Source organism: Pseudoalteromonas luteoviolacea NCIMB 1942 (genome assembly GCF_001625595.1).
Taxonomy (GTDB): Bacteria; Pseudomonadota; Gammaproteobacteria; order Enterobacterales; family Alteromonadaceae; genus Pseudoalteromonas; species Pseudoalteromonas luteoviolacea_A.
The window spans coordinates 104,990-123,602 of the sequence record NZ_AUXT01000216.1 but is presented as its reverse complement, the minus strand read 5'-3'; the positions used below and the strand labels follow the sequence as shown (position 1 = coordinate 123,602).

Annotated in this window: 20 protein-coding genes and 1 pseudogene; 10 read left to right on the top strand and 11 right to left on the bottom strand. The window is 42.9% G+C overall.

Going from position 1 to position 18,613, the window contains the following annotated elements; genetic code table 11:
* Nucleotides 1-159 (top strand): annotated as a pseudogene (locus N482_RS25060) (IS4 family transposase); the annotation flags it as partial.
* Nucleotides 160-199: 40 nt separating this feature from the next.
* Here the strand turns inward: N482_RS25060 and N482_RS22960 are convergent.
* From N482_RS22960 to gpmM, 5 genes are all read right to left on the bottom strand, one after another.
* Nucleotides 200-619: an HPP family protein gene (locus N482_RS22960; protein WP_063379262.1), complete on the bottom strand. Its 420-nt coding sequence runs from the start codon at nucleotides 617-619 to the stop codon at nucleotides 200-202.
* A 96-nt stretch (nucleotides 620-715) separates the two neighbouring features.
* Nucleotides 716-1,438, bottom strand: coding sequence for a divergent polysaccharide deacetylase family protein (locus tag N482_RS22955; RefSeq protein ID WP_063379261.1), 723 nt, complete (start codon nucleotides 1,436-1,438; stop codon nucleotides 716-718).
* A 158-nt stretch (nucleotides 1,439-1,596) separates the two neighbouring features.
* Nucleotides 1,597-2,820, bottom strand: a complete 1,224-nt coding sequence (locus N482_RS22950; protein WP_155730687.1) for a S41 family peptidase — start codon at nucleotides 2,818-2,820, stop codon at nucleotides 1,597-1,599.
* 38 nt (nucleotides 2,821-2,858) lie between these two features.
* On the bottom strand, nucleotides 2,859-4,004 hold the full coding sequence (locus tag N482_RS22945; RefSeq protein ID WP_063379260.1) for a murein hydrolase activator EnvC family protein: 1,146 nt from the start codon (nucleotides 4,002-4,004) through the stop codon (nucleotides 2,859-2,861).
* 1 nt (nucleotide 4,005) lies between these two features.
* Entirely contained in the window at nucleotides 4,006-5,550 is a 1,545-nt protein-coding gene (gpmM, locus tag N482_RS22940) for a 2,3-bisphosphoglycerate-independent phosphoglycerate mutase (protein WP_063379259.1), read from the bottom strand.
* 283 nt (nucleotides 5,551-5,833) lie between these two features.
* On the opposite strand from gpmM, the gene N482_RS22935 reads away from it, so the two are divergent.
* From N482_RS22935 to gpsA, 4 genes are all read left to right on the top strand, one after another.
* Nucleotides 5,834-6,265 carry a rhodanese-like domain-containing protein gene (locus tag N482_RS22935; RefSeq protein ID WP_063379258.1) on the top strand — a complete coding sequence of 144 codons (432 nt, stop codon included), beginning with the start codon at nucleotides 5,834-5,836 and terminating at the stop codon, nucleotides 6,263-6,265.
* Between the two features lie 12 nt (nucleotides 6,266-6,277).
* Nucleotides 6,278-6,535: a glutaredoxin 3 gene (gene grxC / locus N482_RS22930; protein WP_063379257.1), complete on the top strand. Its 258-nt coding sequence runs from the start codon at nucleotides 6,278-6,280 to the stop codon at nucleotides 6,533-6,535.
* A gap of 89 nt (nucleotides 6,536-6,624) precedes the next feature.
* On the top strand, nucleotides 6,625-7,107 hold the full coding sequence (secB, locus tag N482_RS22925) for a protein-export chaperone SecB (RefSeq protein WP_063379256.1): 483 nt from the start codon (nucleotides 6,625-6,627) through the stop codon (nucleotides 7,105-7,107).
* Between the two features lie 3 nt (nucleotides 7,108-7,110).
* Nucleotides 7,111-8,118: an NAD(P)H-dependent glycerol-3-phosphate dehydrogenase gene (gpsA, locus tag N482_RS22920; RefSeq protein WP_063379255.1), complete on the top strand. Its 1,008-nt coding sequence runs from the start codon at nucleotides 7,111-7,113 to the stop codon at nucleotides 8,116-8,118.
* A 35-nt stretch (nucleotides 8,119-8,153) separates the two neighbouring features.
* Here gpsA and N482_RS22915 read toward each other — a convergent pair whose 3' ends face one another.
* A complete protein-coding gene (locus tag N482_RS22915; RefSeq protein ID WP_063379254.1) occupies nucleotides 8,154-9,317 on the bottom strand; it encodes a DcaP family trimeric outer membrane transporter in 1,164 nt (387 codons plus the stop codon).
* 367 nt (nucleotides 9,318-9,684) lie between these two features.
* On the opposite strand from N482_RS22915, the gene acs reads away from it, so the two are divergent.
* On the top strand, nucleotides 9,685-11,625 hold the full coding sequence (gene acs, locus N482_RS22910; RefSeq protein ID WP_063379253.1) for an acetate--CoA ligase: 1,941 nt from the start codon (nucleotides 9,685-9,687) through the stop codon (nucleotides 11,623-11,625).
* Nucleotides 11,626-11,718: 93 nt separating this feature from the next.
* The gene (locus N482_RS22905) at nucleotides 11,719-12,372 is read left to right on the top strand and encodes a response regulator transcription factor (RefSeq protein WP_063379252.1); all 654 of its coding nucleotides are present in this window, start codon (nucleotides 11,719-11,721) and stop codon (nucleotides 12,370-12,372) included.
* A 30-nt stretch (nucleotides 12,373-12,402) separates the two neighbouring features.
* On the opposite strand, the gene purU is transcribed toward N482_RS22905, so the two are convergent.
* Nucleotides 12,403-13,233 carry a formyltetrahydrofolate deformylase gene (gene purU, locus N482_RS22900; protein ID WP_063379251.1) on the bottom strand — a complete coding sequence of 277 codons (831 nt, stop codon included), beginning with the start codon at nucleotides 13,231-13,233 and terminating at the stop codon, nucleotides 12,403-12,405.
* A gap of 193 nt (nucleotides 13,234-13,426) precedes the next feature.
* Between purU and N482_RS22895 the strand changes: the two genes are divergently transcribed.
* A complete protein-coding gene (locus tag N482_RS22895) occupies nucleotides 13,427-13,807 on the top strand; it encodes a response regulator (protein ID WP_063379250.1) in 381 nt (126 codons plus the stop codon).
* 11 nt (nucleotides 13,808-13,818) lie between these two features.
* Here N482_RS22895 and N482_RS22890 read toward each other — a convergent pair whose 3' ends face one another.
* The 3 genes from N482_RS22890 to N482_RS22880 are packed head-to-tail and all read right to left on the bottom strand — an operon-like array spanning nucleotide 13,819 to nucleotide 16,143.
* On the bottom strand, nucleotides 13,819-14,412 hold the full coding sequence (locus tag N482_RS22890) for a Crp/Fnr family transcriptional regulator (RefSeq protein WP_063379249.1): 594 nt from the start codon (nucleotides 14,410-14,412) through the stop codon (nucleotides 13,819-13,821).
* Between the two features lie 37 nt (nucleotides 14,413-14,449).
* Complete coding sequence (locus tag N482_RS22885) at nucleotides 14,450-15,316, bottom strand: DMT family transporter (RefSeq protein WP_063379248.1); 867 nt, start codon at nucleotides 15,314-15,316, stop codon at nucleotides 14,450-14,452.
* 5 nt (nucleotides 15,317-15,321) lie between these two features.
* On the bottom strand, nucleotides 15,322-16,143 hold the full coding sequence (locus tag N482_RS22880) for an arylamine N-acetyltransferase family protein (protein WP_063379247.1): 822 nt from the start codon (nucleotides 16,141-16,143) through the stop codon (nucleotides 15,322-15,324).
* A 187-nt stretch (nucleotides 16,144-16,330) separates the two neighbouring features.
* Between N482_RS22880 and N482_RS22875 the strand changes: the two genes are divergently transcribed.
* On the top strand, nucleotides 16,331-16,972 hold the full coding sequence (locus tag N482_RS22875; protein WP_063379246.1) for an NAD(P)-dependent oxidoreductase: 642 nt from the start codon (nucleotides 16,331-16,333) through the stop codon (nucleotides 16,970-16,972).
* Nucleotides 16,973-16,977: 5 nt separating this feature from the next.
* Here the strand turns inward: N482_RS22875 and N482_RS22870 are convergent, their stop codons facing one another.
* Nucleotides 16,978-17,769, bottom strand: a complete 792-nt coding sequence (locus N482_RS22870) for an AraC family transcriptional regulator (protein WP_063379245.1) — start codon at nucleotides 17,767-17,769, stop codon at nucleotides 16,978-16,980.
* A gap of 103 nt (nucleotides 17,770-17,872) precedes the next feature.
* Here N482_RS22870 and N482_RS22865 point away from each other — a divergent pair, with 103 nt between their 5' ends.
* Nucleotides 17,873-18,586 carry a glutamine amidotransferase-related protein gene (locus tag N482_RS22865; protein ID WP_063379244.1) on the top strand — a complete coding sequence of 238 codons (714 nt, stop codon included), beginning with the start codon at nucleotides 17,873-17,875 and terminating at the stop codon, nucleotides 18,584-18,586.
* Nucleotides 18,587-18,613 lie beyond the last annotated feature (27 nt).

The following is an 18,613-nucleotide window of genomic DNA, read 5'->3' as shown; positions in this document are numbered from 1 at the left end:
GCCACACGAATATTGCAACTGGAGTTTGCCAATGAGCAGCTAGACTCACCAAGTTGTGAACAACTGTTATCTGTCAAAGTGTTATGGCAAGGATGGCTTAAATTACAAGCCATCCTTGAAGGCTACGATTTAGCTAAGTCTCTTGAATCAGGCTTGTGATCAAGAGACAGCTAATTAAGAGGCTTTTTTACTTTTGCGGCTAAGACAATAATGCGGCTGTCAAGCGAACGAAATCAGAAGAAGTTAATATACCCAACAATTTACCGTTACTATCGACAACGGGCATACAGCCGTGGCGATTCTCGACAAAAAATTTGACGACTTCATGTAAACTTTGGTCGGGTGTAACGCTGGCAAAATCTTGCGTCATAACATCAACGACTTTCTCTTGTTTTTCTTTTCTTTCTAATCCCAAGGTCCCATATGTAGCGAGTATGTTCATGACTTTCGCTATCATGATTTTTTGAGTCAGCATACCGATTAAGTGACCATCATCATCAATCACAGGGATATGGCGTATATTTTTTTCACGCATCAGATTGTGTGCATCGTGTAACGTGTGTGACTCTTTAACTGCAAGAGGATCAGCGGTCATAAGTTGCTCAACTGTGTGCAGCATAGTATTTTCCTGTTAATTAATCTTCTTTAGGTATAACTGAAAGTGAGGGCATTTACCCATGTCTAGATCAATAAAGTAAAAAGAACTGTGCGGACACTATTGCTTTTTACTCTTGGTTTGTTGCAATGCGACCAGCCGTATATGTTTGCTTTCCAAGAGCGTTGAAAGGGGAACAAGCTCAAACCCTTCTGCTGCTAAGTCTTGTAATGCTTGCAATAAAAACTGTTGGGTCTCGGGGTAAGGGTGGGCGATGCCAATTGCATAGCCTTGATCTTGAGCAATGGCTTTCAGTGCCACTAACTGAGATTGAAGCTGTTCAAATTGTAGTTCATTGTCTAAGAATACATGCCTCGCGATATTATCCACACCATACAAATTCGCCATCTTTTGCGCTTGGCTATAAGGTGTTGTTCGGCTGTCTAAAAAGTACAGAGAGCGCTTTTTAAGTACTTCCATTGTCCACTTCATTGGCTCATCGTATTGAGTGAGGGCGGAGCCCATGTGATTATTAACGCCTTTTACATGGGGTAGGCTTGCCAGAGCATGCCCCAAAGTTCGTTGAAGTTGCCATTTAGGCATATCAAGGGTCAGAGCCCCAGGCCCCAAAGCTTTGCCATTCAAGGCTTGCATAGGAATATGTAAGATAATCTCTTTGTTTTGTTTGGCTGCATGATAAGCGAAATGCTGAGAAAAAGGGGTATGAGGTAAAACAGCATAGGTCAACTGACCAGGTAGCGACAAAAACGCGAGGTCACGCTGATGGTTGCCAATATCATCGATGATAATTGCAATTTGCTTTGCATAACAAGCAACTGGCATCAGGCACAGCAATGCTATTAATCTAATTTTATTGCGCACAAGGTGAATCACGTTTATTTAATTATTTTATATTTATAGTTTGTCAGCGATATCGAACTGACGCTTTTATCATCTAACCTAGCATGTTTTTTGTTCTGACAAAAGCGCCTGTATGCGTATTAATTAATCACAGGTTGTTGCTTTACCACCAACTTTTTAGCGGCTTTCCAATGCAGTGAAAGCCGAGTATAGAGGTCGCTATTTGCCTCTTCGTTTGTCATTATAGCCGCTTTATTCAGCATCGATAAGGTATTGTTACTGTATTCCACGTCGGGCTGTATGCCAGTTCCTTCAATAGATTGGCCTGAAGGGGTGTAATACCGTGCGGTAGTAAGTTTGAGTGCGCTGGTGCCATTGCCAATCGGGATCAAAGACTGAACAGAGCCCTTACCAAATGACTCTTGACCCAGTATCAAGGCGCGTTTGTTATCTTGAAGCGCACCGGCCAAAATTTCAGCTGCTGAGGCGGACTGTTTATTGATAAGTACTAAAATTGGCGCACCATTTAAAATGTCACCTTGAACAGCATAAAACTTCTGGTTAGCATCAAAAAAGCGCCCTTTTGTGGAGACAATGACACCGCTTTGTAAAAACAAATCAGAAATAGCAACCGCGCTATTAAGTGTACCGCCTGGGTTATCACGTAAATCGATGACCAGACCTTTCAAAGAGATGCCACTATGTGCAAAAAGCATATTGATGTGCCTCGCAACATCATGATAGCTGTGATTATTAAACGCAGAAATCGCGAGATAACCAATATGGCCATTAAGCAGTTTACTAGACACACTTTCGAGGGTGATTTCTTGGCGCCTTAGCGCCAGCGTGACTAACACCTCTGCACGCTCAACGGTAAGATGAATAATGGAGAGCTTTGCTTCTCGAAGTAGTTTGGAAACTTCAGAGATAGTTTTGTCAGTAACATCGCGTGTATTGATAGCTACAAGCTTGTCGCCTCCCTCTATGCCCGCTTGTTCAGCAGGAGAGCCTGGTAAGGTGTCGACAATAACAATGCGATTCTCAATTTCCTCAACCTCAATACCAAGGCCTGTATAACGTCCGTTGGTTGCACTAAATAATGTTTCTAGCTCATGTTCATTTAAATACTTAGAGTATGGGTCGAGCTGTTCGAATAACTCATAAAAGTTATCACGCTTGATATGGTTTAATTGCACTTCTTCCACATAGTATGTTTGGATGTGATAGAGGATTTCTTCCATATGCGCATGGCTGATCTGTTTAGCCTGAAGATTGCTAAAAAACAGAGCAAACAACAATAAAAGTACGCTTATTGCCAAACTGCAATAGCTAGAGGGCGGTGAAATAGAGGCGAAATATTTCATATGCTGCTCCTAGTGACGGGGCAGCATAGGTTATTCATTTAACTTGATCTGCACCATTTAACTGGATTCACAGCGCTTCCTTTATGCCGTATCTCGAAGTATAGTCCAGGATTTTGTTGTCCGCCGCTTTGACCCACTAAAGCGATTGGGTCTCCAGGGTTAACATGGTCGCCAACATCTCTAAGTAGTGTTTGGGCATGGCCGTATAAACTCATAAAGCCCTCGCCATGATCAAGCACGATGACCCAGCCAAAACCATTTAACCAGTCGGCATACACAACATGGCCAGGCGCAACACTGGTAATCTCATCGCCATTGTCACCGGCGATCATGACACCTTTCCAGCTCATTCCTGCATGTTTTCTTTGCCCAAAGCGCTTGCTTAAGCGGCCTTTTAGAGGCCAAGCGAGTTTTCCTTTAAGTCTGCGCAGTCCATCTAATTTCGCGATGAAGACTTCGCTACTGGGTGTTTGAACATCTGCGAGTGATTCTAAAGTTGTTTTTAGCGTCGTTTCGTTTTCTTCTAAATAAGCAATGGCAGATTGTGTTTGTTCCAACTTGTCGTTGAGGTTTTTTAAGTGCGTTTGACGTTGGTTTTGTGCCAGTTGCAGCTCATTTTGCCTGATTTGCTGCTGCTCAAGCAATTCAACTAGGCGTTGTTTTACTTTTTCCAGAGCTTGCTGATTTTTTTCTAGTTCAAGGAAAATCTTTTTGAGATCTTCGAGCTGATTAATACGCGCTTTATTGAAATAATCATAGTAACTGATAGTACGCTCTAAAGCAGATGTCTGCTGCTGGCTTAGCAACATCTTAGAATAGTCATGACTACCTGTTACATATGCGCTTTTAAGCTGAGCAGCAAGGAGTCTTTGGAGGTTCTTTTTGCGACGATTAAGCTGTTGGCTTTCAGCTTTTAAAGCATATTGCTGTTGCTTATTTTCACTGATCCCCTGTTTTGTAAGGGTTAAGGCTTTAGCACTACGAGCGATTTCTAGCTCAAAAGACTTCAGCCTCTTTTTTAAAGAGGTAAAGGACTTTTTCTGTTTATTGTAGGCGGCCTGACTTTTTTTCAGCTCCGCCTGAACCGCAGCAAGGTCAGCTTTGGTTTGAGACTCATTGGCAACGCTTGATTGCGTTGCCAATAAACAGGTTAAAGTCAGGCTAGTTAAAAGTCCACGTAGCATATTATTTTAAGCGCATAATTGGTGAACCAGTCATTTCTTCAGGTTGCTCCATACCCAGTAAATGCAGCATCGTAGGGGCAACGTCGCTTAAGGTTTTGCTAGCTTGAGACTCTGCATCACGGCCAACATATATAAATGGCACGGGTTCGCTGGTGTGAGCTGTATGTGCTTGACCTGTGTTTGGATCTTGCATTTGCTCGGCATTACCATGGTCAGCGGTAATAAGGGCTTCACCACCACATTCTTCAAGTGCCTTAACAACACGACCGATACAATGGTCAACTGCTTCACAAGCTTTAACCGCTGCGTCAAATACTCCTGAGTGACCGACCATGTCACCGTTAGGGTAGTTACAGATAATGACATCAAACTCGCCACCATGGATGGCGTCGACAAGTTTATCAGTCAGCATTTCAGAGTTCATTTCAGGTTGTAGGTCATATGTGGCAACTTGAGGTGAAGGAATAAGCTCACGCTTTTCACCTTCAAATAAGTCTTCACGTCCTCCGCTGAAGAAAAAGGTTACGTGTGCATATTTTTCTGTCTCTGAGATGCGCAGCTGTGTTTTGTCATGTTTAGCAAGCCACTCACCCAGCACGTTGTTAAGCTTTTCAGGGGCAAATGCGGTTGGTGCGTTAATGCCTGCTGCATATTCCGTCATCATCACGAAACTACTTAATGCAGGAGCTTTCTTTTTATTAAAGCCGTTAAAGTCAGCATCAACAAAAGCGCGTGTCATTTGTCTTGCTCTGTCAGCGCGGAAGTTTAAAAATAGTACTGCATCACCGTCGTTAATGGTTGCTGGAGTTTGGCCAGCAGGCACAATCGTTGATGCCTTCACAAATTCATCGTTTTCGTCACGCGCATATGCGGCTTGAAGTGCTTCAACCCCACAAGGGAATGTAAACTCAGCATCGCTAGACACCATTAGGTCGTAGGCCAGCTCAATGCGGTCCCAACGATTGTCACGGTCCATAGCGTAATAACGACCAATAAGCGTTGCTAACCTACCCGTGCCTAATTTAGCAAAGGTTGCTTGTATTCTCTCAATGGAAGCTTGCGCGCTTCTCGGTGGTGTATCTCGGCCATCTAAAAAAGCATGAAAGAAAATATCTGTTGCGCCGCGCTCTACTGCCAGCTCAATTGACGCGACAATGTGATCTTCATGACTATGAACACCGCCCGGACTTAATAGGCCCATTAAATGAACGGCTTTGCCTTGTGCGACCGCATCATCAATACTTTTTACTAATGTTGGATTTTGAGCAAATTCCCCATCATCGATTGCTTTGGTAATGCGAGTGAAATCTTGATATACAATACGGCCAGCGCCTAAATTCACGTGCCCAACTTCAGAATTACCCATTTGACCATCAGGCAAACCCACATCTAAACCAGAACCTGAAATCAAAGTTTTAGGTTGTGTTTGCCAAAGCTCATCAAGTACAGGTGTATTAGCAGCGAGGACCGCATTACTCTGTGTTTCTTCTCTATATCCCCAGCCATCTAAAATCATAAGTACAAGTGGTTTTTTCTTCGCAGTCATTTGGGCTCCTGAAAAATGCACGATAGATGGGCATAGAATACCTTGTTTTGCGTAATTATTCAGCCCTGTACTGGTGATTTATGTTCAACTTTGATTAATGCTATGGTAACAACCCCACGTTACAATACGGCGCAAAATATACAAGGACTGTTGACAAGACAAGGCCAGTGAGAACCAAAGTTATCTCTGAAGTAGGAAAAACAAGATGGGTTTGTACCAAGTCACTTAAAAAAGTATACTCGCTGCACTGTAAGTTTTATCTCCCATTTAAGTGGCAAGGTCCATGGAACAATATATTACTTTTTTTTCTAATCACCCAGTATTGAGTATTATCTGGGTCGTCTTGGCAATTATGCTTGTACATAGCTGGTATAAAAGTCGCTTTTCAGCAATTCGCCCAATCAACCCACAGCAACTAACGCTCTTGATAAATAAAGATGATGCTCAGGTATTGGATATGCGCGGCAAAAAGGACTTCATTGCAGGTCGTATTGCTGGCGCTGAAATGATGAATGTTGATAAAGCCAAACAAAATGACTTTGGTGGCCTTGAAAAGTACAAAACTAAGCCCATTATACTTGTATGTAATACAGGTATGACTGCCAATAACATTGCCGAAAGAATGCATCAGCAGGGTTACGAACAGGTTTATGTGCTATCTGGTGGCATGAGTTCATGGCAAAGCGCAGGTTTACCTACGACTAATGGAAAGTAATCGGAGTGTTTTATGAGCAATGATGTAACTATCTATACGAAAGATTATTGCCCTTTTTGTCATCGTGCTAAAGCTTTACTCGATAGCAAAGGCGTAACATACACTGAGTACGATATCGGTGTGAAGCCAGAATTACGCGAAGAAATGATCGAAAAAGCGAACGGTAGCCACACAGTGCCACAAATTTTTATCAATGGGCAACACATTGGTGGTTGTGATGATATGATGGCGCTGGAAGCTCAAGGCAAACTGGCATCTTTACTGAATTAATTGAGTAAAATAAAGCATTACCAGCGTCTAGCTTATGCTTATTCTTTTACGCCATAGATGCTGATTAAACAAAATTTATAGGAATAATAATGACTGAACAAAATCAAAACGCGGCAGCAGAACAACAAGAAGGCCCACAATTTAACATCCAACGTATCTACGTGAAGGACGTATCGTTCGAGACACCTAATTCTCCAACTATCTTCCAAAAAGAGTGGACGCCTGAAGTTAAGCTAGACATGGATACTCGCTCTGCGAAGTTAGACGAAGGCGTATTTGAAGTTGTTTTGGCATTAACAGTTACGGCTACTGTCGGTGAAGAAACGGCTTTCCTATGTGAAATCCAGCAAGCTGGTATTTTCTCTGTTGGTGAGCTTGAAGAGATCCAACTTGCACATATGCTAGGTGCGTTCTGTCCGAACATTCTATTCCCATATGCGCGTGAAGCTGTTGCGAACTTAGTTAACCGTGGTACTTTCCCACAATTGAATCTAGCTCCTGTTAATTTTGACGCGCTATTTGCACAGTACATGCAGCAGCGTGCATCACAAGAGCAAACAGCTGACGCATAATTTATGAATACATCACAGTCTGCTGTGACCGTATTAGGGGCGGGGTCGTATGGCACCGCCCTTGCTATTTGTTTTGCTCGTAACGGTCACCGAGTTACATTATGGGGGCGTAATCAAGCTGATGTTGAGACATTGGCATCTGAGCGTCAAAACAAACGCTATCTCCCAGACATCACCTTCCCAGAATCTTTGGAGCTGGAAGCGGATTTAGAGTCCGCAGTTAAAGCAAGCCAGACTATATTGGTTGTGGTTCCGAGCCACGCCTTTGCCGAAACGCTTAAACAAATCCAGCCATATTTACAAGATGGTGCGCGGATCGCCTGGGCAACGAAAGGGTTAGAACCTGATACGGGGCGCTTGCTGGAAGAAGTTGCCAAAGAAGTCGTTGGTGAAGCTGTGCCTTTGGCTGTTTTGTCAGGACCTACTTTTGCTAAAGAAATGGCAGCAGGATTACCTACTGCTATTTCTGTGTCTGCAAGAGATGAAGCACTTCGTTCTGAGCTTGCCAGCTTACTCCATTGTAGTCGCTCATTTAGAGTGTACAGTAATGATGACTTTATAGGCATTCAACTTGGCGGTGCAGTTAAAAACGTGATTGCGATTGGTGCAGGCATGTCTGATGGGTTCGGCTTTGGTGCAAATACCCGCACTATGTTAATTACTCGTGGCTTAGCTGAGTTATGTCGTTTAGGTTGTGCACTGGGTGCTCGGACTGAAACTTTTATGGGTATGGCAGGTCTTGGCGATTTGATTTTAACCTGTACAGACAACCAATCAAGAAACAGACGATTTGGCTTAGCTTTGGGTCAAGGTCAAACTGTAGAAGATGCGATGGAGAGTATCGGGCAGGTTGTTGAAGGTTTTCGCAATACCAAAGAAGTTTACTTGTTGGCTAAGCGCTGCGGTATAGAAATGCCTATTACAGATCAGATATACCAAGTTCTGTATGAAAATAAAGATGTTAAAGAAGCTGCAATGGCGCTGTTAGGTCGAGAACAAAAAGCTGAATAGTAAAAACCACCGTAAGGTGGTTTTTTTGTCTCTGTTTAAAAGGCGTATTTCACTGAGAGCTGAAGTCTATTTAAATCTCCGTCAGCACCACTTTCGGTTTCTCGATTAGCCATTTTGTATTCTGCGCCAAAGGTCAGCTTTTTGACTGGCGAATACAAAATATTAGCACTATAGCTCATCGTCGACTCGGTAGGGTCGCCTGCTACGGCTGATAGTGTGCTGTCATTATCTGCGCTAAAGAATGAATATAAGAAGGTAGAACGCCACTGATCATTCCAAAAGTGTTGGTAGGCAACAAAGCCGGAGGTCGAGTCTATTGCATGCAATTCATTACCATCATAGACCCCACCATTTGCGACGTTTAGTCCAACGTACCGACCTAGCCCCTGACCATGGGTGATCATAAATTTGAAGTTGTTCTTATCAAAATTGACACGACCAGAAGCACTTATACCAAAAGAAGTTTCAGATTCATCCGCAGCGCCAATTTTATAAGTTAGTTGGCGGCCAAGTGCGGCGACGGTTAAATGGCCCCAATCAGCTTTGTAATTATATCTCGCGGTAAAATCTGGCATCTGTGCGTCATCTGTAACGGTGCGAGCCCCACCAGCTGTCGTGACTGTACTTTCTGGGTTTTCTGCTGAGAAAGACCAATTACCAATAGTGTACTTTGCCATGGCCTGCCTAACGAATACGGTGCCTTCCGCTGGGCCGACAAAATCGAGCGTTTCAGGTAGCGCGCCAACATTCTGGAAGTTTGACCATGCTTGACCAAATAGCCATCCCTTATAGGTTACAAAGGCTTGCCTGATACGTGGCGAATATGAATTACTCACACGTTCGTTGCCACCGACTGAAGCGATAAAATCTAACTCAATTTTTGTTTTAATTGTACTGCCATCATCAAGCTTAGAGGCCGTGCCAAAATTGAATCTAGACTGACGCGCATGCATATCAAAGACGGCATCTTCTCCCGTACTAGGGGTGACGGGCGTGGTGCCAGGTACATAAAAGTCACGGCCGATATGTTGTGACCCGAGTGTGCCATCGGAAAAGTCACTCCATATCGCATCGAGTTTAATATACCCGCCGTAACTGACTTCGGTATTTCCGATGTTGGCAGCGAATGCCTGACCACAAAGCACAGAAGTTACAGCCATAGCTGCGAGGTTTTTTTTCATATTAATTTTAGTTGTCATAATGTTGTTCCTGTATAACTGCCATCTCAGTTGCATCGCAGAGAAATTATTTCATCATTCACTTTTGATGATGGTTGTTATTTACTCAATTACCTTTTGGTCTATAAGACTAAGGTTGAATAGCGGTTTGCATATTTGAAAAAGCCTTTGGCAATAAATAATTACACTTCAATCTTGGTTGCTTTGGCCCCTTTCTAGCTTTACTTCGAAAGAATCAGTATGCTGTTTCTAGTTAATTTATAGTTAATACTCAGCGGATTGAGTAAAGTTAGAGCAACAATTACAACTAAGGTCTAATACTTAATCGCGTAGTTGTAAGTGATCCTTGAGTGAAGCCGTAAGGCAAGTAATTAATATGGAGATAAGTATGTCACAGAGTGTTTATCCGGTACCTGAAGCGATCAAAAAGGCTGCACTGGTAGATAACGAACAATATCAATCACTATACAAGCAGTCTATTGATGATCCTGAGGAGTTTTGGGCTGAACACGGTAAACGCCTCGACTGGTTCACACCGTATGACAAGGTAAAAAACACGTCTTTTGACAAAGGCCATATCAGCATCAAATGGTTTGAAGACGGTGTCCTTAATGCTTCCTATAACTGTATTGATCGCCATCTTGAAAAAAATGCCGACAAAGTGGCAATGATTTGGGAAGGTGATAACCCTAACCAAAGCGAAAATATTACATTTCAAGCATTACATGATGAAGTGGCCAAGCTTGCAAATGGCTTAAAAAAGCTGGGCGTTGAAAAAGGTGACCGAGTCGCAATTTATATGCCGATGACACCGCAAGCTATTTACGCAATGCAAGCGTGTGCACGTATTGGTGCTATTCACTCCGTTGTTTTTGGTGGTTTTTCACCATCGGCAATCGCTGACAGAATCAAAGATTCGGGCGCGAAAGTTGTGATCACTTCTGATGAAGGCCGCCGCGGTGGTAACACGGTTCCTCTCAAAGCAAACGTAGATGAAGCCGTGGCACAGGACTCTGTTACAACTATTGAACATGTTATCGTGCACCAGCTGACCGGTGGTGAAGTGGAATGGAATAGTCATGATCTATGGTGGCATGAGTTAACAGCAGATGTACCTGCTGAGTGCGCGCCAGAACCAATGAATGCAGAAGACCCGCTCTTTATTCTTTATACATCAGGTTCAACAGGACAGCCTAAAGGCGTTGTACACACGACGGGTGGCTATTTAGTGTATGCATCCATGACTCATGAGTATGTATTTGACCTAAAAGATGATGACGTATTTTGGTGTACAGCTGATGTGGGTTGGATCACAGGCCACAGTTATATGGCATACGGCCCATTAGTTAACGGCTGTACGCAGGTTATTTTTGAAGGGGTACCAACTTACCCAAGTTCAGGTCGTATTGGCGAAGTAGTCGATAAGCACCAAGTGACAATCTTATATACTGCACCAACGGCTATTCGTGCCTTAATGGCGAAGGGTGACGAACCTACGGCAAGCTCTAAACGGACTAGCCTACGTATTATGGGCTCGGTAGGTGAGCCGATTAACCCTGAAGCATGGGCATGGTACTACGAGCAAATTGGTAATAGCGCTTGCCCAATTGTTGACACTTGGTGGCAAACAGAAACGGGTGGCATTATGATCACGCCACTACCTGGTGCAATTGATATGAAACCAGGTTCTGCAACACGTCCATTTTTTGGCATCGCGCCAGCGTTGTTTGATGCCGAAGGCAATACACTAGAAGGTGCAACAGAAGGCAACTTAGTCATTTTAGATAGTTGGCCTTCACAAGCACGTACCGTATATGGTGATCATGAACGTTTCGAGCAAACTTACTTCTCTGCATACCCCGGTGTTTACTTTACAGGTGATGGCTGTCGCCGTGATGAAGATGAGTATTATTGGATAACAGGACGTGTAGACGACGTATTAAATGTATCTGGTCACAGACTTGGCACTGCTGAAATAGAAAGTGCGTTGGTTGCGCATGAAGCCGTTGCAGAAGCAGCAGTAGTGGGTTATCCCCATGACATCAAGGGTCAAGGTATTTATGTTTACGTCACACCAAACGAAGGCGTAGTGGTAACTGACGAGCTAACGAAAGAAGTTCGTAGCTGGGTGAGAAAAGAGTTAAGCCCAATTGCGTCGCCGGATATGATCCAGTGGTCACCAGGTTTACCAAAAACACGCTCTGGTAAAATTATGCGCCGTATTTTACGTAAAATTGCCGCGAATGAGTACCAACAGTTAGGAGATACCTCTACTTTGGCGGATCCAAGTGTAGTGGACGAGTTGATTGAAAATCGTTTGAACCGTTAATTGAGCGTTAAAAACTTGAAATTAAGCGAATTCTAAACGTACTATATCGGCTGTCTTTACAACAAAGACAGCCGATTTTTTTAGGAGCTATGCATGAATCAGTTTTTAATTGCGGATGATCACCCTCTATTTAGAGAAGCGCTAAAGGGGGCATTGCAAAATCAGTTTGACGGACTAGAAGTCATTGAGTCGGAAAGCTTTGAACAGACGTTAGAGCGGCTGTCTGAATATGATGACTTAGACTTATTATTATTAGATCTACATATGCCAGGAAATGGCGATTTGTATGGACTTATTCGCATTCGAGAAGATTACCCAGCATTACCCATCGTAGTCGTGTCGGGAAGTGAAGACCTTAATACCATTTCTAAGGTGATGGGGTATGGTGCGATGGGGTTTATTCCTAAAGCTTCCTCTTCACAAGATATTGTTACGGCACTGATGCAGGTATTAGAAGGTGAAACGTGGCTGCCCTCTGATATAAAAGAAAAAATAGAAGACTTGGATGGTGAAGAAAGAGAGCTTGCACAGCAGATTGCCTCATTGACACCACAGCAGTATAAAGTACTTCGGTACCTTCATGAGGGTTTGCTTAACAAGCAGATTGCCTATGAACTCAGTATTTCAGAAGCCACTGTTAAAGCACATATCACTGCAATCTTTAGAAAGTTAGGTGTTTACAACCGAACCCAAGCAGTACTAATCGCTTCCAAATTACAATTAGAGCCAATTGAAGCAGCAAAGTAGCAAGCGCTACTTTTGCACCTTCATTATAAGTTATTTAAAGACCACCGTTTTGTTGCCATTAATAAATAGCTTGTGTTCAGAAGCAAGTTGCAGCGCCTTGCAAAAAACGGTTTTCTCTATATCTCGGCCAATTTTTGCCATTGATTCCGCGTTGTTAGCATGCGTAATTTGGGTTACATCCTGAACGATAATAGGCCCCTCATCAAGCTCATTATTTACAAAGTGCGCGGTTGCTCCGATGATTTTTACACCGCGTTCAAATGCCTGATGGTAGGGTTTTGCGCCAATAAAGGCAGGCAAAAATGAGTGGTGAATATTGATTATTTTGTCTTCAAAGCGTGCCACAAACTCAGGACTTAAGATACGCATGTACTTCGCAAGTCCAATAAGTTCTGGAGAGTATTGAGCAATTAAATCTCCCACCTGTTGATCATGTTCACTGCGGCTTAAACCTTCATGTGAAACACAGTGGAATGGGATGTTAAATGCGCTAACGAGCGGCTCTAAATCAGGGTAGTTGGAGATAACGGCAAGCACTTCAATATTAAGCGCGTTTTCAAACTGTTTTAAAAGCAAGCCTCCTAGGCAATGGGCTTCTTTGGTGGCAAGTAACACAACCTTTACCTTGGTATGGCTATGTAAGTGGGTAATTGCTCCATCGGGTAAGTTAGCTTGCAGCTGTGACAAGAAAAGCGCGCTGGGCGAACCTGTCAGCTCGGTACGCATAAAAAAGCGTTTGCCTTCGGTGTCTACAAATTCATTGTTACGAACAATATTTAAGTTGTGCTCATGGCATAAACTTGTGATTTTGGCGATTAAGCCGATTTCATCACGGCATTGTGTCGTTAATATATAACTCATGGTCCTCATCCCAGTCGTTTAGCGGTCTTTCAGATTAACCTAATGACATATAAATGCAATGCGACTTTTGAATCGATTATTCCGATTTTTGTGATTAAATGAGTCAAACTATGAATAGGGAGAGTTGAACACTAAATGTTCATATGTACTACACTAATATTTCGTTGAAAACAGCCTAGGTCTACAGGTGCGTATGGCCCGAATAAAAATACTGATCGCGGATGATTCCAATACAATGAGGCAGTTAACATTACAGACGTTGAGAGCGTTGGGGTACAGAGAGCTAGACGAAGCAAGAGATGGCCGGCAAGCGCTGATGAAGCTCAACACTTATCATTACGATGTTTTGGTCACGGACTGGAACATGCCAGGCTTGAATGGGTTTGACTTAGTAAAGATTATGAAGTCGGATGAACGCTTGAGTCGAATTAAGGTGATTATGCTCACGTCAGAAACATCAATGTATAAAGTGAGGCAAATTGTCGAACTTGGCATTAACGAGTATATCTGTAAGCCTTTTTCGCCTGATATGCTCGCCAAGAAAATATCACGTCTCAACCTAGTTCAGGGTTAGAGGACACTATTTTAGAGTTCTAATTTCCTGCGGATCCGACTTAGAGCGATGGGCGTAATACCAATATGAGAGGCGATCATTTTGAGTGGTACGTTGCCGCTGAGTTCGGGGTTGTTAGTGAGAAAGTCCAAATAACGTTGTTCGGCGCTGAGGTATGCAAAAGCATGTTCGCGTTCCTCTTTTTTTATGAAAAGGTTTTCTAACAACTGAGTATAAGCTTCTAAAAAACCAGGTTGCAGCTTCATAGTATTGAAAAAACTATGCCATTCAAATTCCAAACAAATGACTTCATCAAGGGCTTCGATACTAAAAAGGGCGGGAGTATTTCTGGTCATTGCCCGCGTTGACCCAGCGATGCTTGGGGCGCACGCAAATGACTGGGTAAACTCCTTGCCATTGGCCGAGACATTAAAATATCGTACATCGCCTTGGGTGATAAAAAATAAACTGGGTGCAAGATTGCCTTGGCTTATTAGCAAAGCGCCTTGTTGATAGTGCCTTAACTTGCCCTGTAAACCATATTTATTAAAATCCGTCACTGATAATGGCTTATGCTCGCTACTGAAAAAAGCTACAAAATCTTCTAATTGGTGTTGAATGTTCATAGCTAGATCCTAGTTTTTTATGATTATAGGTACAATCCTAGGCTTTACTTGAAATCAAGTAAAGCGCTAACAAAATGATTAATAATGCTGGTAGACAGGTAAGCAACACCTCTAACTGGGCAATGCCTTGAAACAATATAACTAAAACCGGCACCAAGTAAGTGGCGGCCAAAAAGACGTTGGGACTAAAACGCTTGAGCAGATATTGTTGTAAAAAGAATGTGCCCAAAGTCGTAAAAAGGGTCAAATAAATAATACCAAACCAAAATGCCCAATTGCCCCAAGCGATATCCTGAGGGTTGCCATACAGTATAAATGGCGGGAGAAGTAACAAGCTGCCAAGAGAAACGATCATAAACGTGCTTATCAAAGCACGTTGCGTACTTGCCCACTTTTTTGTGAGCACCACATGCAGTGCCAAGCTAAAACAAGAGAGCAAAAATAGGCTATCGCCGCTGAGCCAGTTAGTTGTTATTTCTGTGTCGGCAATCAACAAAGTCCAAATGGCACCAAATATGCCTAACAAAAACCCCAAAAGTTGTATTATCTTTGGTACAACTTGCAATAAAAAATAGCTTAGCAGCACACATATCAGCGGCAATAATGTGTAAATAACAGCTGTTCGTTGCGCTGTGGTAGTTTTGAGAGACTCAAATAATCCTACGAAAAAAAGCACAATAAATAGACTAACAACAGCATATTTCACAAGCTGTTTAACACCAATTTTAAAATCGACGCCAAATCGAACCAAAGGGAGCAGGATTATACTGGTCAGAAAAAATCGTAACCAAGTTGCGGCCACGGGGGATGCATAAGGCAGTACTTGTTCAGACACAATAAACGAAGAAGCAAGCAGGCTTACCCATGCAAAAAGCAATATGGATTGAGTGAGGGTGGAATGCATAAACGTCACCTGATTTGGCTATTGGGTAGAGCAAATTTTCTGAACAAGTAAGTTGAAATCGCGAAGTCCAAATTGAGATTAAACTGCTGGCTTAGTAGTTGGTGGAGCTGTTTTTCACAGGTGATGGTAGTGATTTCAGTGTGCTTGGCGGTGATATGGTGGTATTGGCCATTTCTGAGAGAGTGTGTTGTATCGAGTGTTTTTCTACTTACGACCAAGTTTTTGACAAAAGCGGCTTCTGGGTGCTTGTGGGAATAAAAATGACTGAGGTCGCAATCTGGCTCTGTGTACTCATTTAAATCAAAGGTATATAGAGTAAAGAATACACCATTTTTTAGCACTTGAAAGTGATACGCCGTTTCGTTTTTTTTGCTTATCTGAAAGGTTTCATTCCCTTGCTGTTGCGGGGTATCTAAAACAAGTTTTAATGGGTAAAAAGCACCTTGAGGGCCAAAGCCAACGTCCAAAAGATAGTCCGCGCCTTCATAGGTTACTAAAGTTGCTCTGTGGGTTCTTGGGACATTAATATCGCGATTATATACCACTTTTGCAAGTAGCAGTTTTACATCAAAACCTAGGCTTTGCAGTATCGTGTATACCAACTTATTGTGTTCAAAGCAGTATCCGCCGCTTTGTTTGGTAATAAGCTTATTGAATAGATGCGGTACGTCCAGCGGCATAGGTTGATTGAGTAAGACAGAGATGCTGTTAAAACTGTACTTAGCAATGTGCTTACGTTGCAGTTGGTTTATAAACTCGAGGTCGAGAACGTAATTTGTAAGGCCTAATTCTGTTAAGTACTGTTGTACTATCTGTGCATTATTCATGGAGTGCTCTTCGTCTAATAAATCATGAGACTAAGCTTAAAGAGCAAAACACGGGCTGTAATGAACCTAGGTTTATTGTGTGCAAATAAAAAACTTCTGTGACTAAACCTCGGTTAATTTCTCTTGGGACAAAGACATTTAAAGTAAACACCTAGTACAGCGCAACGAACATATAAAGGAGAAAGACATGCGTATAACCGTATTTGGTGCAACAGGTAACATTGGTCAAGTAGTGGCGGTCGAAGCGCTCAACCGAGGGCATCAAGTAACCGCGGTGACTCGCAGTGCCTCTAAAGCCTCACAGCTACCAGCAAATGTAAATATTGAAGTGGCAGATGTGAATAATGTTGAGGATGTTATTCGGCTGAGCCAAGGCCAAGATCTTGTGATTAGTGCGACAAGGCCAGTAGAGGGGCAAGAAAAGCAATTAGTCGGTATTGCGAATGCATTATTAGAAGGGCTTTTAGAAACGCGCACTCGATTACTTCTTGTCGGCGGAGCTGCTTGTTTAACCGTTCCTAACACGGATGGTAAATTGGTGCTTGACGATGAGTCATTTGTTCCCCCCGCGTGGAAAGATATTGCACAAGCTTGCTATGAGCAATATCAGCACTGTGTGTCTCATAGAAATCAAAACTGGACATATATGAGCCCTGCTGCGTTAATTGGCTCAGGAACACGCACAGGGCAATTTAGAGTGAGTGATGGAGAGCTGTTAATTGATGAACAGGGAAAGTCACATATTTCTTGGCAAGACTTTGCAGTAGCATTGTTAGACGAAGCTCAGTCTCCGCAATTTTTGGGCGGTAAATTTACCGTTGGATACTGACAACGCTATAGGCTATAAACTGTTTTTGCTTGAAGTACACCGTTTCGGTATGTGTGTGGTGTATTAACAAAAAGGGCTTTAAATGCCGAAATATAAGCTGCATCTGATGCAAAGCCAAGGCTAAGTGCGATGTCCTGTATTGAGCGAGTCGTGGTGAGCAGCTCTAATGATAGCACGAGCCTTAGGTGCTGACGCCAAGCTCTGAATGATTGATTAAATTCTTTGGTGAACAAACGACTTAATGTACGTTCAGAAGCGCCTACTTGCTGTGCCCACTGTGCTAATGTTAAGCGGGTGGCAGGTTGGTCTATGAGCCCTTCGAAAATAGCTAAAGTTCGCCGATCTTTTGGTTTTAAAAGCGGAATTTCGTAGTTGGCAGCCGCGGTAATTTGGTCATTTAAAACGTGTAACAGGTTTGAAGTGGCATTGTTGTCGGGCGCATCCGCTTTTTTGAGGAGCAGTAGTACCAACTCCTTAAAAAAAGGCGTGACTAAGCAAGACTTTGGCGCATGACAAAAAGTAACTTTGCTTGTTGGATTCAAATAGAGTGCAGCAAATTCGGTGCGAGTGAACGCCACAGATTTATGCTGCGTACCAGCTGGAATATATAACAGCGCATTATGTGGGACAACTACTCGTCGGTTGTCTATCTCTGACTGCAATAACCCAGATACTGGAAAAATGACCTGATGCCAAGGGTGCTGGTGGTAGTCATCGAGGTAGCTAGCAGGCATGCTAATTGTCTTCGCTACGAGCTGTTTTTGTTCGTTGATGCTGATTAATGTGTTGGCGTTCATAGATGGCGGTTTTTATATACTTTATGTCTTATAGTTTAAATTATGCCGTGAAAGATCGTTATATGATAAACCCACATTTATTTTGCAAAAACTAGAGACAGGCATGCATCTTCATTTTGTTATCCACGAGTATTTTGAGGCGCCAGGTGCTTTTGAGCAATGGGCGTTACAGACACAGTATCAGGTTAGCTATTCTCGACTGTATCAAGGTGATAATTTACTAAGCAATTCAGAAGGGGTGGATATGCTGGTTGTAATGGGCGGCCCACAAAGCCCAGCTACCACAATTGATCAGTGCCCTCATTTTGACTCTATTGCAGAGCAGCGTTTAATCACGCAGTTCATTGACGCAAATAAGTTAGTTATTGGCGTTTGCTTAGGCGCTCAGCTAATTGGTGAGGCATTGGGCGCTCGCCATAAATCCAGTCCTGAAAGAGAAGTTGGCAAGTTTCCTATCCATTTAACTGAAGTCGCTAAATCACATTCTCTGCTAAGCCATTTTGGAGAGAAACTTGAAGTTGGCCACTGGCATAGTGATATGCCGGGCCTTACCGCAGAAGCTAGGGTTTTGGCGTACAGTGAAGGCTGCCCAAGGCAAATTGTACAATACCAAGAGTGGGTCTTTGGTTTTCAGTGCCATATGGAGCTCACCACTGATTTGGTCAAGGAGCTCAGTAAACATGAAGACTTTAGCGAGGCTGAAAAATATCCTTTTGTGCAAATGCCAGATGTACTAGCCCATCACGATTATGCACAAATGAATGAAGTACTTTATGTCTTTTTGGACAAACTCACTGAGGCCTTTGCCCAAGGTTAGTACATTGATTTATAGCTCAAATTAAAG